20 protein-coding genes are annotated in these 16,327 nt (G+C 37.9%); 9 read left to right on the forward strand and 11 right to left on the reverse strand.

Going from position 1 to position 16,327, the window contains the following annotated elements; genetic code table 11:
* Positions 1–13: 13 nt before the first annotated feature.
* Both ftsW and IHV11_RS09955 read right to left on the reverse strand, forming a co-directional pair.
* Complete coding sequence (gene ftsW / locus IHV11_RS09950; RefSeq protein WP_197194505.1) at positions 14–1,180, reverse strand: putative lipid II flippase FtsW; 1,167 nt, start codon at positions 1,178–1,180, stop codon at positions 14–16.
* Between the two features lie 428 nt (positions 1,181–1,608).
* The gene (locus tag IHV11_RS09955) at positions 1,609–1,878 is read right to left on the reverse strand and encodes a YlaN family protein (RefSeq protein WP_370568668.1); all 270 of its coding nucleotides are present in this window, start codon (positions 1,876–1,878) and stop codon (positions 1,609–1,611) included.
* Between the two features lie 143 nt (positions 1,879–2,021).
* Between IHV11_RS09955 and IHV11_RS09960 the strand changes: the two genes are divergently transcribed.
* Entirely contained in the window at positions 2,022–2,531 is a 510-nt protein-coding gene (locus tag IHV11_RS09960; RefSeq protein ID WP_197127617.1) for a peptidyl-prolyl cis-trans isomerase, read from the forward strand.
* Positions 2,532–2,586: 55 nt separating this feature from the next.
* Here IHV11_RS09960 and IHV11_RS09965 read toward each other — a convergent pair whose 3' ends face one another.
* A complete protein-coding gene (locus IHV11_RS09965; RefSeq protein WP_197127616.1) occupies positions 2,587–3,921 on the reverse strand; it encodes a PhoH family protein in 1,335 nt (444 codons plus the stop codon).
* 140 nt (positions 3,922–4,061) lie between these two features.
* On the opposite strand from IHV11_RS09965, the gene IHV11_RS09970 reads away from it, so the two are divergent.
* From IHV11_RS09970 to IHV11_RS09980, 3 genes are all read left to right on the forward strand, one after another.
* Positions 4,062–4,691 (forward strand): YhcN/YlaJ family sporulation lipoprotein, encoded by a 630-nt coding sequence (locus tag IHV11_RS09970; RefSeq protein WP_231620222.1) that lies wholly within the window; start codon positions 4,062–4,064, stop codon positions 4,689–4,691.
* 351 nt (positions 4,692–5,042) lie between these two features.
* Positions 5,043–5,243, forward strand: coding sequence for a YlaI family protein (locus tag IHV11_RS09975; RefSeq protein ID WP_197194507.1), 201 nt, complete (start codon positions 5,043–5,045; stop codon positions 5,241–5,243).
* Entirely contained in the window at positions 5,233–5,676 is a 444-nt protein-coding gene (locus IHV11_RS09980) for a hypothetical protein (RefSeq protein WP_197194508.1), read from the forward strand. Before IHV11_RS09975 ends, IHV11_RS09980 begins: the two co-directional genes overlap by 11 nt.
* Positions 5,677–5,680: 4 nt before the next feature.
* Here IHV11_RS09980 and IHV11_RS09985 read toward each other — a convergent pair whose 3' ends face one another.
* From IHV11_RS09985 to typA, 3 genes are all read right to left on the reverse strand, one after another.
* Positions 5,681–5,959, reverse strand: a complete 279-nt coding sequence (locus IHV11_RS09985; protein ID WP_197127612.1) for a hypothetical protein — start codon at positions 5,957–5,959, stop codon at positions 5,681–5,683.
* 13 nt (positions 5,960–5,972) lie between these two features.
* On the reverse strand, positions 5,973–6,251 hold the full coding sequence (locus IHV11_RS09990) for a YlaH-like family protein (RefSeq protein ID WP_231618199.1): 279 nt from the start codon (positions 6,249–6,251) through the stop codon (positions 5,973–5,975).
* 84 nt (positions 6,252–6,335) lie between these two features.
* Complete coding sequence (gene typA / locus IHV11_RS09995; RefSeq protein ID WP_197194509.1) at positions 6,336–8,171, reverse strand: translational GTPase TypA; 1,836 nt, start codon at positions 8,169–8,171, stop codon at positions 6,336–6,338.
* A 150-nt stretch (positions 8,172–8,321) separates the two neighbouring features.
* On the opposite strand from typA, the gene IHV11_RS10000 reads away from it, so the two are divergent.
* Positions 8,322–8,492, forward strand: coding sequence for a DUF5325 family protein (locus tag IHV11_RS10000; RefSeq protein ID WP_231618129.1), 171 nt, complete (start codon positions 8,322–8,324; stop codon positions 8,490–8,492).
* 29 nt (positions 8,493–8,521) lie between these two features.
* On the opposite strand, the gene IHV11_RS10005 is transcribed toward IHV11_RS10000, so the two are convergent.
* Together IHV11_RS10005 and IHV11_RS10010 are read right to left on the reverse strand one after the other, a co-directional pair.
* Positions 8,522–9,316, reverse strand: coding sequence for an inositol monophosphatase family protein (locus tag IHV11_RS10005; RefSeq protein ID WP_197194510.1), 795 nt, complete (start codon positions 9,314–9,316; stop codon positions 8,522–8,524).
* Between the two features lie 110 nt (positions 9,317–9,426).
* On the reverse strand, positions 9,427–9,615 hold the full coding sequence (locus IHV11_RS10010; RefSeq protein WP_066393326.1) for a hypothetical protein: 189 nt from the start codon (positions 9,613–9,615) through the stop codon (positions 9,427–9,429).
* A 165-nt stretch (positions 9,616–9,780) separates the two neighbouring features.
* Here IHV11_RS10010 and IHV11_RS10015 point away from each other — a divergent pair, with 165 nt between their 5' ends.
* A complete protein-coding gene (locus IHV11_RS10015) occupies positions 9,781–10,410 on the forward strand; it encodes a YktB family protein (RefSeq protein WP_197194511.1) in 630 nt (209 codons plus the stop codon).
* 103 nt (positions 10,411–10,513) lie between these two features.
* Here IHV11_RS10015 and IHV11_RS10020 read toward each other — a convergent pair whose 3' ends face one another.
* Positions 10,514–11,473, reverse strand: coding sequence for an NAD(P)H-dependent flavin oxidoreductase (locus IHV11_RS10020; RefSeq protein WP_197194512.1), 960 nt, complete (start codon positions 11,471–11,473; stop codon positions 10,514–10,516).
* 124 nt (positions 11,474–11,597) lie between these two features.
* Here IHV11_RS10020 and IHV11_RS10025 point away from each other — a divergent pair, with 124 nt between their 5' ends.
* Complete coding sequence (locus tag IHV11_RS10025; RefSeq protein ID WP_191755264.1) at positions 11,598–13,073, forward strand: aminotransferase class I/II-fold pyridoxal phosphate-dependent enzyme; 1,476 nt, start codon at positions 11,598–11,600, stop codon at positions 13,071–13,073.
* 42 nt (positions 13,074–13,115) lie between these two features.
* On the opposite strand, the gene IHV11_RS10030 is transcribed toward IHV11_RS10025, so the two are convergent.
* Positions 13,116–13,238 carry a GapA-binding peptide SR1P gene (locus IHV11_RS10030; protein WP_082861350.1) on the reverse strand — a complete coding sequence of 41 codons (123 nt, stop codon included), beginning with the start codon at positions 13,236–13,238 and terminating at the stop codon, positions 13,116–13,118.
* Positions 13,239–13,350: 112 nt separating this feature from the next.
* Positions 13,351–13,650: a DUF3055 domain-containing protein gene (locus IHV11_RS10035; protein ID WP_197127608.1), complete on the reverse strand. Its 300-nt coding sequence runs from the start codon at positions 13,648–13,650 to the stop codon at positions 13,351–13,353.
* Positions 13,651–13,860: 210 nt separating this feature from the next.
* Here IHV11_RS10035 and IHV11_RS10040 point away from each other — a divergent pair, with 210 nt between their 5' ends.
* A complete protein-coding gene (locus IHV11_RS10040; RefSeq protein WP_197127607.1) occupies positions 13,861–14,289 on the forward strand; it encodes a DUF1885 family protein in 429 nt (142 codons plus the stop codon).
* A gap of 134 nt (positions 14,290–14,423) precedes the next feature.
* Positions 14,424–15,917 carry a glycine betaine uptake BCCT transporter gene (locus tag IHV11_RS10045; protein WP_197127606.1) on the forward strand — a complete coding sequence of 498 codons (1,494 nt, stop codon included), beginning with the start codon at positions 14,424–14,426 and terminating at the stop codon, positions 15,915–15,917.
* The last annotated feature ends 410 nt before the right edge of the window (positions 15,918–16,327 follow it).

The following is a 16,327-nucleotide window of genomic DNA, read 5'->3' on the forward strand; positions in this document are numbered from 1 at the left end:
TCTCCTTTTACCGTTACATGATAGCTTTTATCTTTCTGTTTACTTCGGGCTTTTTATCTGGGACTTTCTTGTTCAGATTTACTTTTGCAGAAATATTTATAAGAATCCCCATCGATGTTAGAAACAAAAGAAGGGATGAGCCCCCATACGAAATAAATGGTAACGGAACACCAGTAATCGGCAATAACCCTACTGCTGCACCTAGATTGACCACTGTTTGAATACCTATCATTCCAGCGATACCAAAAGCTAATAAGCTTGAATATGTATCATTACTTTGCATGCCAATATAAAATCCTTTTAAAACGATATACCCTAACAAGGCGATGATCAAAAATACTCCAATAAAACCTAGTTCTTCTGCGATGATAGCAATAATAAAATCTGTATGTGGTTCTGGGAGGAATCCATATTTCTGAATACTCTCACCTAGACCTGAACCTGTCATTCCCCCTGCAGCGATAGAAATATATCCATTAACGAGCTGATAACCGTCGCCCGCAGGATCTTTAAAGGGCGCAAACGCTGCATCGAAACGGGAAAGTTGTTCTGGGGTTAAACGAAGGAATATACCTAACCCTACGATACCCGCTAAAGCTGCCATTGAAAAAATATGTTTAAACTTTATACCTGAACAGAACAGAATAACTCCAGCAACACCTGAAACGATAATGCCTGTCCCTAAATCTGGCTGTCTCAATATCAATAGAAACATGATGGCGAAAATCGTTAGTGGAGGAATGACTCCTTTTTTGAAATCTTGCATCTTCCCTTGTTTCTTTGAATAGATTGCCGCTAAGTAGATAGCTAGTGTTAGCTTAATAAATTCAGCAGGCTGAATACCGATCGGACCTATGTATAGCCAACTTTTTGCATTGTTCACTTCTCGTCCGAACAATAAGACAAATATCAATATGAGAATTGAAAAGACGACGATAGGCATCATTAACTTTTTGTAGATTTGTATATTGAACCTCATGGTAAAATACATGAGCCCTATCCCAACTAGCAGAAAGACAAGTTGTCTTGAAAAGAAAAAGCTACTGCTGTAATCGTATTTATTAATCGTTACCCCTATACTCGCGCTGTAGATCATGACTAATCCAGCACTGCACAATAATAGTACGGCTACTATCAAAGAATAGTCATAGGGTCTTACTGCTTTTTTCACGTTGTTCACCTTTCTCCTCTCTTCTGAAGTCTTGAAACTGCATCTTTATAATTATTAGATATTGTATCACATAAACCTTTTTTATTTATGATACAACACTACAGCTTCAGCTTCTTATACTATTTCGAAGGTTTTATCTTGTTTTTGAATAGGCTCTAACCTACAGAATAGTTGCTTTTCATTTTCATAGTCCTCTTTGAACAGTTGTGTGGAGTGGAAGGTGCGTGACTACCACATTAGAAACTTCTTGCAAGTCCTCAGACAAAGAAGCTTACTGCGAACACATCAAGTTGAAGACATAGGAGCAAGAGCGCTTCCTTTAAGATGACAGGACCAAAAGCAACAAAATTTACGAAAACAGCCTATTATTAAAATACAAACTTAGTTATATATATAAAAAAATCCAGTCCAATTTACATTCTCGGACTGGGTGTCGATCATTTTTTCATTGAGGCATCGTGCAAAGCAGTTAACTGCTTTTCAAGTGATTCTAATAATTTCTTACCTGCTTCTTCTTCGACCAGGTTTAAACGGACTGCAAAATCTATTTCACGGGATAAACCAAACATTTGCGTATCCAATACTTCCTCATAGAGGGGACATTGTGGCATTGTTAAGTTTTCCATTTGAACTTCAATTAGTTTCAGGATTTTGTCTGCATCTGCTTTTAATAGTTCAAATGCCCTTTCCCGATGTCCAGTTGCCATCTCAGCTGACAATGATCATCCCTCCGTTCGACACGATTTCTACCTTTAAATATAAAGGTTTGCATAAAAAAAATCAACATATTACAGTATTCTTATAATCGTGCTATGCTTTTTATAGCGTTTTCAAATTCAAGGAGGTTTATATGGAGTTCATCGTTGCATTAAACGGAAAAGTAAACTATCCCCTTACATTAGATCCAGGAGTATGGATTTTTGATGATAGAAAAGAGGATTTACACACATTGTTCGATTTAGATAAATCGAAGGAAAACGAGCAAGAAAAATACTTAAAAGAAGTGTCTGCACATTGGGACCGCGAATTACAAGAGGGTGCCGTTCCCCCTTCAGAGCAAGAGCAAAAGAAAAAAAGTTCAAAAACCACTTTAAAAGAAACATTATTATCAAGTTCATTTGCAATCTCTCTATCCTATTTTATCTATAATGCACAACCGCTCCCTGACGCAGAAAAAGTTAGGCTAGAGTCAGGGGACGGTAGCGTTGAAATCACACTTGAGGAAGCACAAAACGGATACTTTGCTTTTTCTAACAGTGGAAAACCGCTAAAAGAAGACGGTCCTGTACATTTTTATTTTGGTGATGGTCGCAACAAAGAAAATCCGATCAAACACATTTCAGCAGTAACGATTCTTTAATTGAAAATGTAGACAGCTCATAAATTGGGCTGTCTTTTTTAATGACCATACAAATTTATAATAGATCTGCCGCAATCTGAGCTAGCGATGAACGTTCTCCTTTTTCTAAGCGAACATGCCCACTCAATGCTTGATCTTTAAATTTCTCTACTACATACGTTAATCCGTTAGTAAATTCATCTAAATACGGATGATCGATCTGTTGAGGATCTCCTAAGAGAACGATCTTACTGCCTTCTCCGACACGTGTTAAAATGGTCTTTACTTCATGCTTCGTTAAATTTTGGGCTTCATCTATGATGATAAATTGGTCCGGCAAACTTCTTCCTCGAATATAAGTCAGTGCTTCAACATGAATTGAACCGATACCAGCTAAAATCTTTTCCAGTTCACCTGATTTTTTTGTATTAAATAAATATTCTAAGTTGTCATAGACAGGTTGCATCCACGGTTTTAATTTTTCTTCTTTTTCCCCTGGCAGATAGCCGATATCTTTTCCAACAGGAACGATCGGGCGAGCGATAAAAAGCTTGATATAATCCTTTAAGTCTTCCGTTTGTAGCAGTGCTGCAGCAAGCGTTATCAGTGTTTTTCCAGTTCCAGCTTTACCGATCAGAGTTACGAGTGGCAAATCTTTTCTAAGAAGTAACTCAAACGCCATCTTTTGCTGAACATTTCTTGCTCGAATTCCCCATATTTGTTCTGAATCATATCGAAGCGGCTTTAATGTCTTTCCGAATTCATCAACTTTTCCAAGAGCAGAAACCGAAGATCGGAACACATCCTTTAAGATTACAAATTGGTGAGGATGAAATGAGTGACCTGTCAACTCGATCAGTTGAAGTTCATTTTTTTCATAAAATTTATTCAACAGATCACCTTGTACATAAATTTCTTTATAGCCTGTGTACGTTTGATCATTCTTGTCTATAACGCGATCGCTCAGAAAATCTTCAGCTTCTATTCCAAGTGCGTCTGCTTTTACTCGGACGAGCACATCTTTTGAAACAAGTATAACTTTTATTCCGCTTTTCTTCTCTTCTTCTTCTTGTTTTAGGTTTAAGGTAACTGCCAGTATTCGGTTATCGTTTGTTTGTTCAACAAAGGTTTCCTGAAGTCTTTTAAAGGATTTATGGTTGAGTTCTACTCGAAGCGTACCTCCATTTTCTAGAGGAACTCCTTTATGAAGCTGTCCTTTTTGTCTGACTCTATCGATCAAACGAGAAACCTCACGTGCATTTCTTCCAATTTCGTCCATATAACGTTTCTTTGAATCCACTTCTTCTAACACGACTGCAGGAATGATCACTTCACTATCACCAAAGGATTGTATGGAATATGGATCCTGCAACAGCACGTTCGTATCTAGGACGTATCGTTTATTCAACATTCAGCCTCCTGACTTAATGTGTTCTAGTCATTGTTCATTTAGCGTCTTTATGGACTGCCTATTAAAAATGTATGTACAAAGGAATAAAGTTAGAAGAATGTACAAAAAATAAGGAAAATGAACTGGAAGGATGAATGTCATTGAAAATATTTCGTATCGTAGCCGTTCTTAGTGCTATATTCGTACTTTTTGGCTGCATGAACAATAATAATGATAACGCTCAAAATGACCAAAACACCCCGAGGCTTACTAAAGTCAACCAAACTGCAAATAGTAAGAAGCCTCACCAGCCAAAAGGATCTCAAGAAATATCGAGACACCTTGTAGGACTCGCTACAGGTATTCCAGGTGTTGAAGATGCAACTGCAGTAGTATTAGGCCCATATGCAGTAGTAGGGATAGATGTAGATCGCAAGCTTGATAATTCAAAGGTGGGTTCTATAAAGTATTCTGTAGCAGAATCTCTAAAAAATGATCCAAATGGAAAGAATGCACTCGTTACAGCTGATCCTGATACGGTAGAAAGACTCCGTCAGATGGGCAAACAAATCCGACAAGGTCATCCAATCGGCGGAATTATGAAGGAGCTTGCAGGGATCGTTGGACGTCTGATGCCACAAGTACCTCACAGTATACAAACGAAAAAGCCGTCTCCAACAGAAACAAACGATACTCAATTATCAGAAAGAGAACAACAAGAGCTTAAAAACCAACAACAAAAACAAGAAAAATCAGATAAAAATCAGCCTCAACGATTGAATGAAACGTGATTTTTTGAGATTTGTAAAAAAGACTCATGGCGCCTTAGCTCATGAGTCTTCTTTACATTTGTTAAACACAGATGTTTTGTCGAAAATCGGATAAAAAATTTTATACTCGTAATTAATCAGAATTACCTCGTAATGAAGACAGCTTTCTCCGGATAAAATACAAATTACCTCGTAAAAAACGATATGTGTTTGCTATAGAAAGACACTCGGTTAATATTGTTCACCTGATGATTACGTACATTGCATTCGATCAAAAACGATCCGTTACATTCACTCTACTCGCATCCCAAGCATCGTTCGTTTAATTTTCCAATTTCTTTATGGTATACTATTTGAAAGAGGTGAAATACGATGCGTGTAAAATGCGTATTATGTGATACGATCGAAGTAATTGAAAATGAATGCTCACTTGCAAAAAAATTAAGAAACCGTCCCATACACACGTTTATGTGCGATTCTTGCAGAGAACGCATAACGCGAAAAACCGCTCAGCGTGAAGCTACCGGTAATTTCACATTATATCGAAGTCCGGATACAAACAATGATTGGTAATAACATAAGAATTATTTCATGGATTTTATTTGGTACCCTTGCCGGCATTCTGCTGGCTTGTTTTTTTTACGTTCCAGAAGTGTTATTTGGATTGAATCTTTACACATTCTTATTAAATATTGATTTCCTGCCTCTTCCTGATTCCGTTATCTATAATGAACCTTTTCAATTTGTTCTTCATATTATCATAGCGATCATTTTGATTGCATTCGTAGATCTGTTCTGCAGAATTTATTATCATACCTATCAGATTTCGTTAATCATAAATGTGATCATGTCTTTTACATTTTTTCCTCTGTACCACCTAGCTGTTGAAAAGCCATTCTCAGCCCCACTAACCTTACCTTTTATCATTTGGCTGCTCGGCCATATACTCTTCGCGATAATCATAGCTTATTTTGTTACACTCCTAAAAAAAAAAAAGGAGTACTGATTAATCAGTACTCCTCGTTAAATCTTGGTTCACTTTGAATTCCTTCATATAAAGCATCGATACTATCGATAAAAAACTTTTCGGAGTTTTCAATGCCGTTAACTTCATACAAAACGACATAAAACGGACCTGAAGTCGATACAGTAGAGATGTTTACATGATGATCCTCTGTGAGAATCTCAGTAAAAAACTCAAAAGTCTCCTTAGCTGCTTGGTCTCGGGGTCTCTCTTCATGTACTTTCTTAATGCTCAACCAATTGGATAGAGCGTCAACAAGTTGCATAATGAACCCCCTATCAGCTTTTTTCTTTCTTGCTCTGATGAAGCCGGACTTTATAGATGATCAAGATGAGTGCGGCTACCATCAAACCTTCAGCAACAGGCAAACCGATGCCGAAAAATGCTAGTGGCAGACATCCGATAATCAAAAACAAATAGATGACTATCGCTTTTAGCGGCGGCAGTTTTTTTGCAAAACCTAACTTAAAAACAATGATACTTAACACTGTTATGATGAGATATAACAGCAGAAAAGCTCTGACAGGGTCGTTTTCAATTCCTAGCAACAATGCCATGGAGGATGAATCTTCCCCTGTCGCTTTCATGATTTCTTGTTCCTCCACGATTCCCACTCCCGATCGTTTTGTTAAGAAATACGTTTAGCCTTGAGCAAGTTTCTTTTTCTTTTCTACTCTTTCACGCTCGTTCTTATCAAGTACTTTTTTACGAAGACGAATGCTTTCAGGTGTTACTTCACAATACTCATCATCGTTCAAGTATTCTAACGCTTCTTCTAATGACATGATACGAGGCTTCTTCATGCTAACCGTTTGGTCTTTGTTCGCAGAACGCATATTTGTCATCTGCTTCACTTTTACGATGTTAACCGTAATATCATTCTCACGAGTGTGTTCCCCAACGATCATACCCATGTATACTTCTGTTCCTGGCTCAATAAAGATCGTACCACGGTCTTCAACACCCATGATTCCGTATTGAGATGCTTTTCCGTTTTCCATTGAAACCAGCACACCTTGGCGACGTCCACCAACGTTTCCAGCAACCATAGGCTGATAGCTGTCGAACGTGTGGTTTAGGATTCCGTATCCGCGAGTTTGTGTTAAGAATTCAGTCGTATAACCGATCAAACCACGAGCAGGTACCATGAACTCAAGACGCACTTGACCAGAACCGTTGTTCACCATGTTCTTCATTTCACCTTTACGGTCTCCTAAAGATTCCATGATCGCACCTGTGTACTCTTCAGGAATGTCAATTTGAACATGTTCAACTGGCTCACATTTAACACCATCAATTTCACGAACGATTACTTCTGGCTTTGATACTTGAAGTTCAAATCCTTCACGGCGAAGGTTTTCAATCAAGATTGAAAGGTGAAGTTCACCACGACCAGAAACTGTCCAAACATCTGGAGAATCCGTGTTTTCAACACGAAGACTTACATCAGTTTCAAGCTCAGACATTAAGCGCTCTTCAATTTTACGGCTTGTTACATATTTTCCTTCACGACCAGCGAACGGTGAGTTGTTAACTAAGAAAGTCATCTTCAATGTTGGCTCATCGATACGAAGAACAGGAAGTGCTTCTTCTTGACCTTCAGGACAAACTGTTTCCCCAACGTTGATCTCTTCCATTCCAGATACAGCGATTAAGTCTCCAGCTTTTGCTTCATTGATCTCAATACGTTTCAAACCTAAGAAACCAAACAGCTTTGTAACACGGAACTTTTTAACTGATCCATCAAGCTTCATTAATGAAACGGCTTGACCAACTTTAATCGTTCCACGGAATACACGACCAATACCGATACGTCCAAGGTAGTCGTTGTAATCAAGCATCGTAACTTGGAACTGAAGTGGCTCAGCGCTGTTATCTTCTGGAGCAGGAATCGTGTCAATAATTGTATCAAGAAGAGCTGTCATATCTTCATCTTGCTTGCTAGGATCCATTGAAGCTGTCCCTTTAAGCGCAGATGCATAAACAACAGGGAATTCTAATTGATCTTCTTCAGCACCTAGTTCAATGAATAGATCGATTACTTCGTCTACTACTTCTTCTGGGCGTGCAAAGTCACGGTCAATTTTGTTTACAACTACGATTGGCGTTAACTTTTGCTCTAGTGCTTTTTTCAAAACAAAACGCGTTTGCGGCATACAACCTTCATATGCATCTACAACAAGTAGAACACCATCAACCATTTTCATGATACGTTCTACTTCACCACCGAAATCGGCATGTCCTGGAGTGTCCATGATGTTAATGCGTTTCTCGTTATAATTAATCGCTGTATTTTTAGCTAGAATTGTAATTCCACGCTCACGTTCTAAAGCATTGGAATCCATAGCACGTTCATTAACTTGTTCATTGTCACGGAAAGTTCCTGACTGATGTAACAATTTGTCCACCAATGTCGTTTTACCATGGTCAACGTGGGCAATAATTGCTATATTGCGTAAATCATCTCTTCTATTCAAGTGTATTCTCTCCTTATATCCTATCTCTTTTTCTTATCATTTTTTGTTCAACTTGACTATTATATCACAAATTTACAGAAAGGCTTTTTCTTTTTATGTAAATTCGGTACACTTATACAGTATAGACAAGTTTTTGGCTTGGAGGTCATCATGAATATCATTTTCTTTTTTATAGCTCTACTAACGGCATTTGCAATATGTGGCATTGGAATAGCTATTGGTGAAAAAAGCTGGTTGATCTTTCTTATATCGACCGTTTCTGTATTTTTTCTTATGGGATACGGGTTTACTCTTAAAAAGAAGCAAAGAGAACGTTCCTAATCGGACGTTCTCTTTTTTTTCGTTGCGTTTTATAATAAGTGGTCTAATATTTCTTTATACAATCCTGGCTTTGCAGCGAGAATACTGTTTTGTTCAAGAAGCTGTACAGGTTCTCCGTCCGTCCGGCTTACAATCCCACCTACTTCATTTAAAAGGATTAAACCTGCTGCGAAATCCCACGGGGAAAGTCGAAGTGTCATATAGGCATCGAGTCTTCCTGATGCAACATAAGCAAGTTCAATTGCAGCAGAGCCGTATGATCGAGTCCCTCTAGATTTTCTGATGATCTGTTGGACATGCTCATGATTGATTCGTCTGTTCGGACCCGCCCACGTTGCATTAACACCAACAACAGATTCTGATAATGTGACTTCCTCTAATTTCGGTAATTTCTTATCGTTTAAATAAGCACCTTCACCATCTTTAGCAAAATAAAGGTTACTTCCCTCCACATCATATATCAATCCTAGTTTTCCGATTCCATCTTCATAAACTCCAATTGAAATCGCAAAATTAGCTTGTTGATGGATAAAATTTGTTGTGCCATCGATCGGGTCAATAATCCAGATGACACCATTGGAATTCCCTTTTATCTCATCTCCTAAGCCTTCTTCCCCAAGTACTTTATGGTCTGGGAAGGTTTGTTGTATTTTATTAATAAAAAATTTCTCAATACTCTTATCCATATCCGTGACTAGATCTGCGATATGAGATTTATATGTAATCGTTAATGTGCTCTGAAAAGAATCTTTTAAGAGCTGTGCGGCTTCAAGTGTCCATGTCTTCATGTGTTTCTCTATGGTTATCATTTCTTCGTTCGTCATGTTTTCACTCCTTACCTTTACTATAGTATAAGGCAATTTCATTCTCTTCACAAAAAAACGAACCATCCGTTCATGATGGATTCGTTTTTGTTATCCGCTATCAGCTTGGATCATGCTTCTAATCTCACGAGCTCCAGCCTTAATCGTTCGAGCTTACGCTTCGATTCGTTGATCTGTTTCTGATCTTTCGCTTTTAAAGCATCAAACAAAGTAGCTAGTTCATAATCAATCTCAAGTTTTAATACTGGAATTCTTCTTTCTGCATCCGTTCTTTTTAAAGTGTTCATTACTTGTTTCATTTCACGGGCACATCCTTTCTTTTCGTTTTCTTCTTTTCTTCATTTTATGAAGCAACCATGTATATGGAAACGGCACTTTGCGGAATCTAATGCAAACATTTTTTTATAAAGCTTTTCGTATGGTAAAATTCTTTGTAGCACTTGATCATCAGGAGGATTTTTCAAATGAAATTTAACGGATTTAATGATTCAGACTTCAATGTTTTTCAAACGCAAGGTCTTGATGAGCGTATGGAGCAAATCATCAGCCAGATTCGGCCAAAACTTGAGTCCTTAGGTAATAAATATGCAGAAGAACTTACTGTTCTTACTGGAGAAGAAATGTTCTTTCATGTAGCAAAACATGCAAGAAGGACTGTAAATCCTCCAAAGGATACTTGGGTAGCCTTTGCACCTAACAAAAGAGGATATAAAATGTTGCCACATTTTCAAATAGGACTTTGGGAAACACATGTATTTCTGTGGTTCGCGCTAATTTACGAAGCACCAATAAAGGATGCTTATGGCCAATTGATCCTTAAGAACCTAAACAAGATTAAGAAGAATATACCTAACGATTTCGTATGGTCTGATGATCATATGAAGCCGGATAGTTTTCCACATCGTGAGGTTAAAAAGGAACGACTAGAAGAAATGGCAACCCGTCTTAGCACTGTGAAAAAAGCTGAATTGCTTTGTGGCGTTCGCATTGAAAGAGACGAAGCGTCAAACATGAGTGAGAATGACTGGTACGAACGAATTGATGAAACGTTTAAGACGCTTTTACCTCTATACGAATTAAAGAAAAAACTGTAATGAAAAAAAGTGGCAGGAAGCAGAGAGTACGCTGCTTCTTACCACTAGTATATTGCCGTACAACAGAAATGTATGGGTAAGTATCATCATTGTTAGAAAAGTGTTAGAATAGGTTGTTTAATCTTTGTTTAATGGTTTCAGCTTCCGTATTCATCCTATTGAATAATTCTTCTACTGAAGGTATATCTTTAATCCTTCCGATAATTTGTCCAGCCCACCCAAAGCCTTCTCCACTTTTTCCTTCATAAATAAATTTTTGATTGGCCGCACCACTAATGTAATTCTTTATTTGATCATACGTTCCACCCATACCTTCTTCTTTTAAAATGTTGAGTGTGAAATCTGTTCTGAGCGTTCTACCGGGGGCCCCTAGCGTTCTTTTAATAACCACGGTATCTAGTTCCGAACTTTCAACTACAAGTTTTTTATATGCTGAATGTGCATGAACACATTCTTTTGTAGCTATAAATCTTGTACCCATCTCAACACCTTCCGCTCCTAGAGCCAGCGCTGCCATCAGTCCTTTTCCATCCCCGATTCCTCCAGAGGCGATTACTGGGATCGAAACATTTTCAACTACTCCAGGAATTAACACAATTGTACCCATGTCATCCTTTCCGATATGGCCACCGCCTTCTTGACCAACCGCCATTACAGCATCCGCGCCTAATTGTTCTGCTTTTATAGCTTGTCTGACACTTGATACAAGGACTAATGTTTGAATACCTGTATCTCTTAGTCGCTCTAATACTGGTGCTGGATTGCCTCCCGTTACACTGATTACCTTTACACCTTCTTCAATTGCAGTCTCAAGCATGTCTTCATATGGCCTACCATGCTGTCCGATTGCAAAATTAACTCCAAAAGGGTTTGAGGTTAATTTTTTTGTCTTCTGAATTTCAGACTTTAATGACTTTGAATCTGCTAATGACATAGCTGTAATCTGACCTAAACCACCCGCGTTAGAAACCGCTGAAGCAAGTTCAGAATATGCCAGATATGCGAGCCCTCCTTGAATAATTGGAAACTTAATATGTAATAGTTCTGTTAGTCTAGTGTTCAACTCATTTCCTCCTTGAAAATTAAATCATTTACTTACATCTTCATGCATTTTCTGTTATACTTCTTTTGTTTTATAAAAAGATAAAATTTATTATCAGTTAACGATAGATGAGGTGTAGAATACATTGTCTCAACACGAAACTCCTTTATTTACTGGTTTGCGTGAACATGCAAACAAGAACCCATTACAGTTTCACATTCCTGGTCACAAAAAAGGACAAGGAATGGATGAAGAATTTAAAGATTTTATTGGACCGAACGCATTATCAATCGACCTTATTAACATTACACCACTAGATGACCTGCATCATCCAAAAGGAATGATTAAAAAAGCACAAGCACTTGCTGCACAAGCATTTGGTGCGGATCACACTTTCTTTTCTGTACAAGGAACAAGCGGTGCCATCATGACGATGATCATGTCTGTTGTGTCACCAGGAGATAAGATTCTTGTACCACGAAACGTTCATAAATCGATTATGACAGCAATCGTATTCTCAGGCGCAACTCCAATCTTTATCCACCCTGAGATCGATCCTGAACTAGGGATCTCACACGGAATAACACCAGACAGTGTAGAAAAGGCTTTAAATCAGCATCCAGACACAAAAGCTGTGCTTGTTATCAACCCAACTTATTTCGGTTTCGCTGCTGACTTAAAAGGAATCGTCGATATTGCTCATCGATTTGACGTACCTGTACTTGTAGATGAAGCACACGGTGTTTTGATCCACTTTCATGATCACATGCCACTATCTGCCATGCAAGCTGGAGCAGACATGGCAGCAACGAGCGTTCATAAACTGGGCGGGTCATTGACAGGAAGCTCCATTTTAAACGTGAGGGAAGGTCTTGTTTCACCTGAGCGCGTGCAAACCATTCTAAGTATGATGACTACGACATCTACATCCTATATCCTTCTTGCCTCTTTGGATGCGGCTCGTCGCCGTCTTGCTACTGAAGGGTATACACTAATTGAAAAAACAATTCGACTTGCTAATGAAACGAGAGCAAAGATCAATGATATCCCTAACCTATACTGTGTAGGTGAAGAGAAGCTTGGCACATCTGCAACTTTTGATTATGATCCATCAAAGCTTTTAATATCAGTAAAAGACTTAGGCATTACAGGATATGACGCGGAAACTTGGCTTCGTCAAAACTTTAATATTGAAGTGGAATTATCTGATCTCTACAACATCCTTTGTTTGATCACAACGGCAGATCATGAAAAAGATACAATGGTACTCGTTCAAGCGTTATCTCAACTTTCTGATGAGTTAAGCCATTCAAAGAATGAGGAGATCAAATCAATACCTGTACACGTTCCAGATATTCCTGTGCTTGCATTATCACCACGTGATGCATTTTACGCAAATACAGAGAGTGTTCCGTTTGAAGAATCTGCCGGCAGGATTATAGCAGAGTTCGTAATGGTCTATCCCCCTGGAATACCGATTTTCATTCCTGGTGAAATCATCACAAAAGAAAACTTAGATTATATTAAAGAAAACCTTGAAGCCGGTCTACCCGTTCAAGGTCCAGAAAATGCAGATTTAAAGTACTTGAAGGTTATTCAAGAACAAGTTGCTATACGCTGATTTTCTCAAAAAAAGAAGACCTTAAGAGGTCTTCTTTTTTTCTTACTTATCTAAGTTCGTTTGTTCGTGGCAATGCGGGCATGTGTTTGAATATAATGTGGTCACTTTTTCCTCTTCAAAATGTTCAATTGTTGTTTCACACGTTTGGCAAATGATTACTCCCATCCGTTCCATCTCCCTTCACATTTTGAAAGCGCTTACGTTTGTAATCTTATATTATTATGTCACATTAACTTTGTCAACACATTTAGTATAACACATTAAAAAAATATGCTATTTAATCATATTGCTCAATGGTATGGATATTAGGAACAGCCTCTTCAAAAAAAAGGGCTAGATCTTCCGCTTCTTTAAGGGTTTTAATATGAAAAACCTGTTTGATGTATTCCAAATTCCTCATATCGTTCGAGTCCAATAAAGCCGATCTTCCCGTTTGCATACATACTACTAATGGTTTACCGAAGAACATATTCGTATAAACAATACCAAAATCATACCTGACAGTATCTGTAGTAAAACCTACAAACCTGACATTAACGGATTCACTCTCGTCATACAATTTCTCAAACCATTCCATATTACCCCTCCTCGTATGATTGCCTCTTTCATCGATCGGGTCGTCTATTACTGGAATTAAATAAGTTATACTAATAAGAGTGTCATTGAATGTAAGAGTAATTCCCTAATTTAAGAAGTTTTAAACTCGATTTGTCAAAATATTCTTAAAATATGATATACTATTAGTATGTTTAGTTGACGTTAAAAATGACAAATTGGAGTGGATTACATGTCTCAAAGCGCCTATGTAAAACTTGTTCCCGCATCTGAAAAACAAGTGATCACAATAGATGAACTGAAAGACCTTCTGCTGTATTACCGTTCCATCACGACTAAAACAGGTGAACAATTATCATGGGGCTATGAAGATGCAGCGTTTCCGTATACGATCGAGGAAAAAGCAGAAGCTGACGGGCGATGGTTTTATTTAAAAGGTTTAGATCAAAGGAAAAATAAATATATTTTAGTTGGTATCGGAACAGAAAAAGAAAGTGACTCAGATCTTGAAAAACATTACATACAATTTACCCTAACCGATATTTCAACTCACGGTGACAAAGGTAAGGCCAATGAGTTCTGTAAGTTTATCGCTTCAAAACTAAAAGGCGAACTTCACCTTTTTAATGGCAGAGTAATGTATTATTACCCCAAAAAATAAGGAAAGTATAGGTAATTTTCTATAGGAAGTCCAATCATATGATTGGACTTCCTATTTTATTTTTACTACAATGTAAACTTTCGGGCCCTTAGGGAAAAATAAAATGGATACATATCATGAAAGGATGTGAAGAAATGAAAAAACAACCAAATACTGTTTTTATCGTTTCACTAATAATTTCTGTCGTTTTTGTTATCATAGGAAGTTTATTTCCTACCGAATTCCAAGCTAAGGCTACCGTCATTCAAAATTTCTTACAAGAGAAATTCGGCTGGTTCTATCTACTTTCTGCTACAAGCTTTTTGATTTTTGTACTTTATCTAGCTTTTAGTAAGTACGGAAAAATTAAACTTGGAGAACCAGATGATAAACCTGAATACTCTACTATCACGTGGTTTGCAATGCTGTTTAGTGCTGGTATGGGTATAGGGCTTGTCTTTTGGGGTGTAGCTGAGCCAATCAGCCACTTTTATACTCCACCATCAGGCGAAGGAGGAAATGCCGCCTCTGCTCAAGCTGCGCTTCGTTACAGCTTCTTTCATTGGGGATTGCACCCTTGGGGGATATACACGTTAATCGGGTTGTCACTTGCTTATTTTAAATTTAGAAAAGGTGCACCTGGATTAATCAGTGCAATCTTTACTCCTTTATTAGGTGACAAAGTTCATGGACCAATTGGTAAAACGATTGATATAATCGCCGTATTTGCAACGATCTTTGGAGTAGCAACTTCCTTAGGACTTGGAGCTGTCCAAATAAGCGGTGGAGTATCTTATTTAACGAACATTGCAAATAACTTTACGACACAATTGATCATCATTGGCATTGTGACTGTCTTATTTACGCTTTCTGCTCAAACAGGATTAAACAAAGGGATTAAATACTTAAGTAACCTGAACATTATTATAGCTGTTCTGTTAATGGCGTTCTTGCTTTTTGCGTCATCAACAAACTTCATCATGGATGTTTTCGTACAATCTCTTGGGAACTACCTGCAATACCTTCCAAGCATGAGTTTAAAACTAAGTCCTTTCAGACCTAGTGAAGCAGGCTGGATTCAAGGTTGGACAGTCTTTTATTGGGCTTGGTGGATCGCATGGGCACCATTCGTTGGTACATTTATCGCTCGTGTTTCAAAAGGTAGAACAATTCGTGAATTTATCATGGGTGTATTGCTTGTCCCGACTGTTTTTGGTGCACTTTGGTTTTCTATTTTCGGCGGAGCAGCCTTGCATCTAGAAATTTTTAATAATGTCGGTCTAAACAAGATCATTGCGGACAAAGGTACAGAGGTCGCTCTTTTCGCACTCTTTGAACATCTTCCGTTCGGAACGATCATGTCCTTATTAGCTATTTTCTTAATCAGTACGTTCTTCATTACATCTGCTGATTCTGCTACGTTCGTTCTAGGTATGCAAACAAGTGACGGTCGATTGAATCCTACTTCTATGACTAAATTCATTTGGGGTATCGTTATCGCAGCAGCTTCATCGATACTATTGTACACAGGCGGATTAGAAGGATTGCAAACTGCATCGATTATAGCAGCTTTCCCGTTTGCATTCGTACTGATCTTTATGATGATCTCTCTTAAAAAGGCACTTTCTGAAGAGACAAAATTAAAATAAGCTGTTTATCATATTCAATGTTGCTCTGAAAGTATAATTTAAGCTCACACTAACTCGTTATCCATGCGGCCTATGGTGAGCTTCCTGCTGCTTTCTGCCATAGGAGTCTCTCGCCACATTGCGCTATAACCAGCATGCTTAGGAAGCATCTATGAGCTATCCAATCATCATTTTACCGGTAACATAAATAAGAGTTAAAGATATCGTCATGTTTAAAGCTACTGATTTGTTTATGTTTAAACGCTGTGCTACCAGAAAATTAAAATACCCAAACATCAACATTAATATTGTTTCAAAAAAATTATGGTCATGATGTGAGAGAAACAGTACGATTGAATAACCGCACCACATTACAATCTGAATGAAAGTGCATAATAAAACTCTCATCGCTTCCTCCATTTTAACGATAT

The sequence above is a fragment of the Fictibacillus sp. 26RED30 genome, assembly GCF_015903845.1.
GTDB lineage: Bacteria > Bacillota > Bacilli > Bacillales > Fictibacillaceae > Fictibacillus > Fictibacillus phosphorivorans.

Coding starts and splice junctions, on each gene's coding strand:
- IHV11_RS09955 (WP_370568668.1), bottom strand. CDS start 1,878: ATGGCAACTGGACATCGGGAAAGGGCATTTGAACTATTAAAAGCAGAT.
- IHV11_RS09960 (WP_197127617.1), top strand. CDS start 2,022: ATGGAGTTCATCGTTGCATTAAACGGAAAAGTAAACTATCCCCTTACA.
- IHV11_RS09965 (WP_197127616.1), bottom strand. CDS start 3,921: ATGTTGAATAAACGATACGTCCTAGATACGAACGTGCTGTTGCAGGAT.
- IHV11_RS09975 (WP_197194507.1), top strand. CDS start 5,043: ATGCGTGTAAAATGCGTATTATGTGATACGATCGAAGTAATTGAAAAT.
- IHV11_RS09980 (WP_197194508.1), top strand. CDS start 5,233: ATGATTGGTAATAACATAAGAATTATTTCATGGATTTTATTTGGTACC.
- IHV11_RS09985 (WP_197127612.1), bottom strand. CDS start 5,959: ATGCAACTTGTTGACGCTCTATCCAATTGGTTGAGCATTAAGAAAGTA.
- IHV11_RS09990 (WP_231618199.1), bottom strand. CDS start 6,251: ATGGCATTGTTGCTAGGAATTGAAAACGACCCTGTCAGAGCTTTTCTG.
- IHV11_RS10000 (WP_231618129.1), top strand. CDS start 8,322: ATGAATATCATTTTCTTTTTTATAGCTCTACTAACGGCATTTGCAATA.
- IHV11_RS10005 (WP_197194510.1), bottom strand. CDS start 9,316: ATGACGAACGAAGAAATGATAACCATAGAGAAACACATGAAGACATGG.
- IHV11_RS10010 (WP_066393326.1), bottom strand. CDS start 9,615: ATGAAACAAGTAATGAACACTTTAAAAAGAACGGATGCAGAAAGAAGA.
- IHV11_RS10015 (WP_197194511.1), top strand. CDS start 9,781: ATGAAATTTAACGGATTTAATGATTCAGACTTCAATGTTTTTCAAACG.
- IHV11_RS10030 (WP_082861350.1), bottom strand. CDS start 13,238: ATGGGAGTAATCATTTGCCAAACGTGTGAAACAACAATTGAACATTTT.
- IHV11_RS10035 (WP_197127608.1), bottom strand. CDS start 13,650: ATGGAATGGTTTGAGAAATTGTATGACGAGAGTGAATCCGTTAATGTC.
- IHV11_RS10040 (WP_197127607.1), top strand. CDS start 13,861: ATGTCTCAAAGCGCCTATGTAAAACTTGTTCCCGCATCTGAAAAACAA.
- IHV11_RS10045 (WP_197127606.1), top strand. CDS start 14,424: ATGAAAAAACAACCAAATACTGTTTTTATCGTTTCACTAATAATTTCT.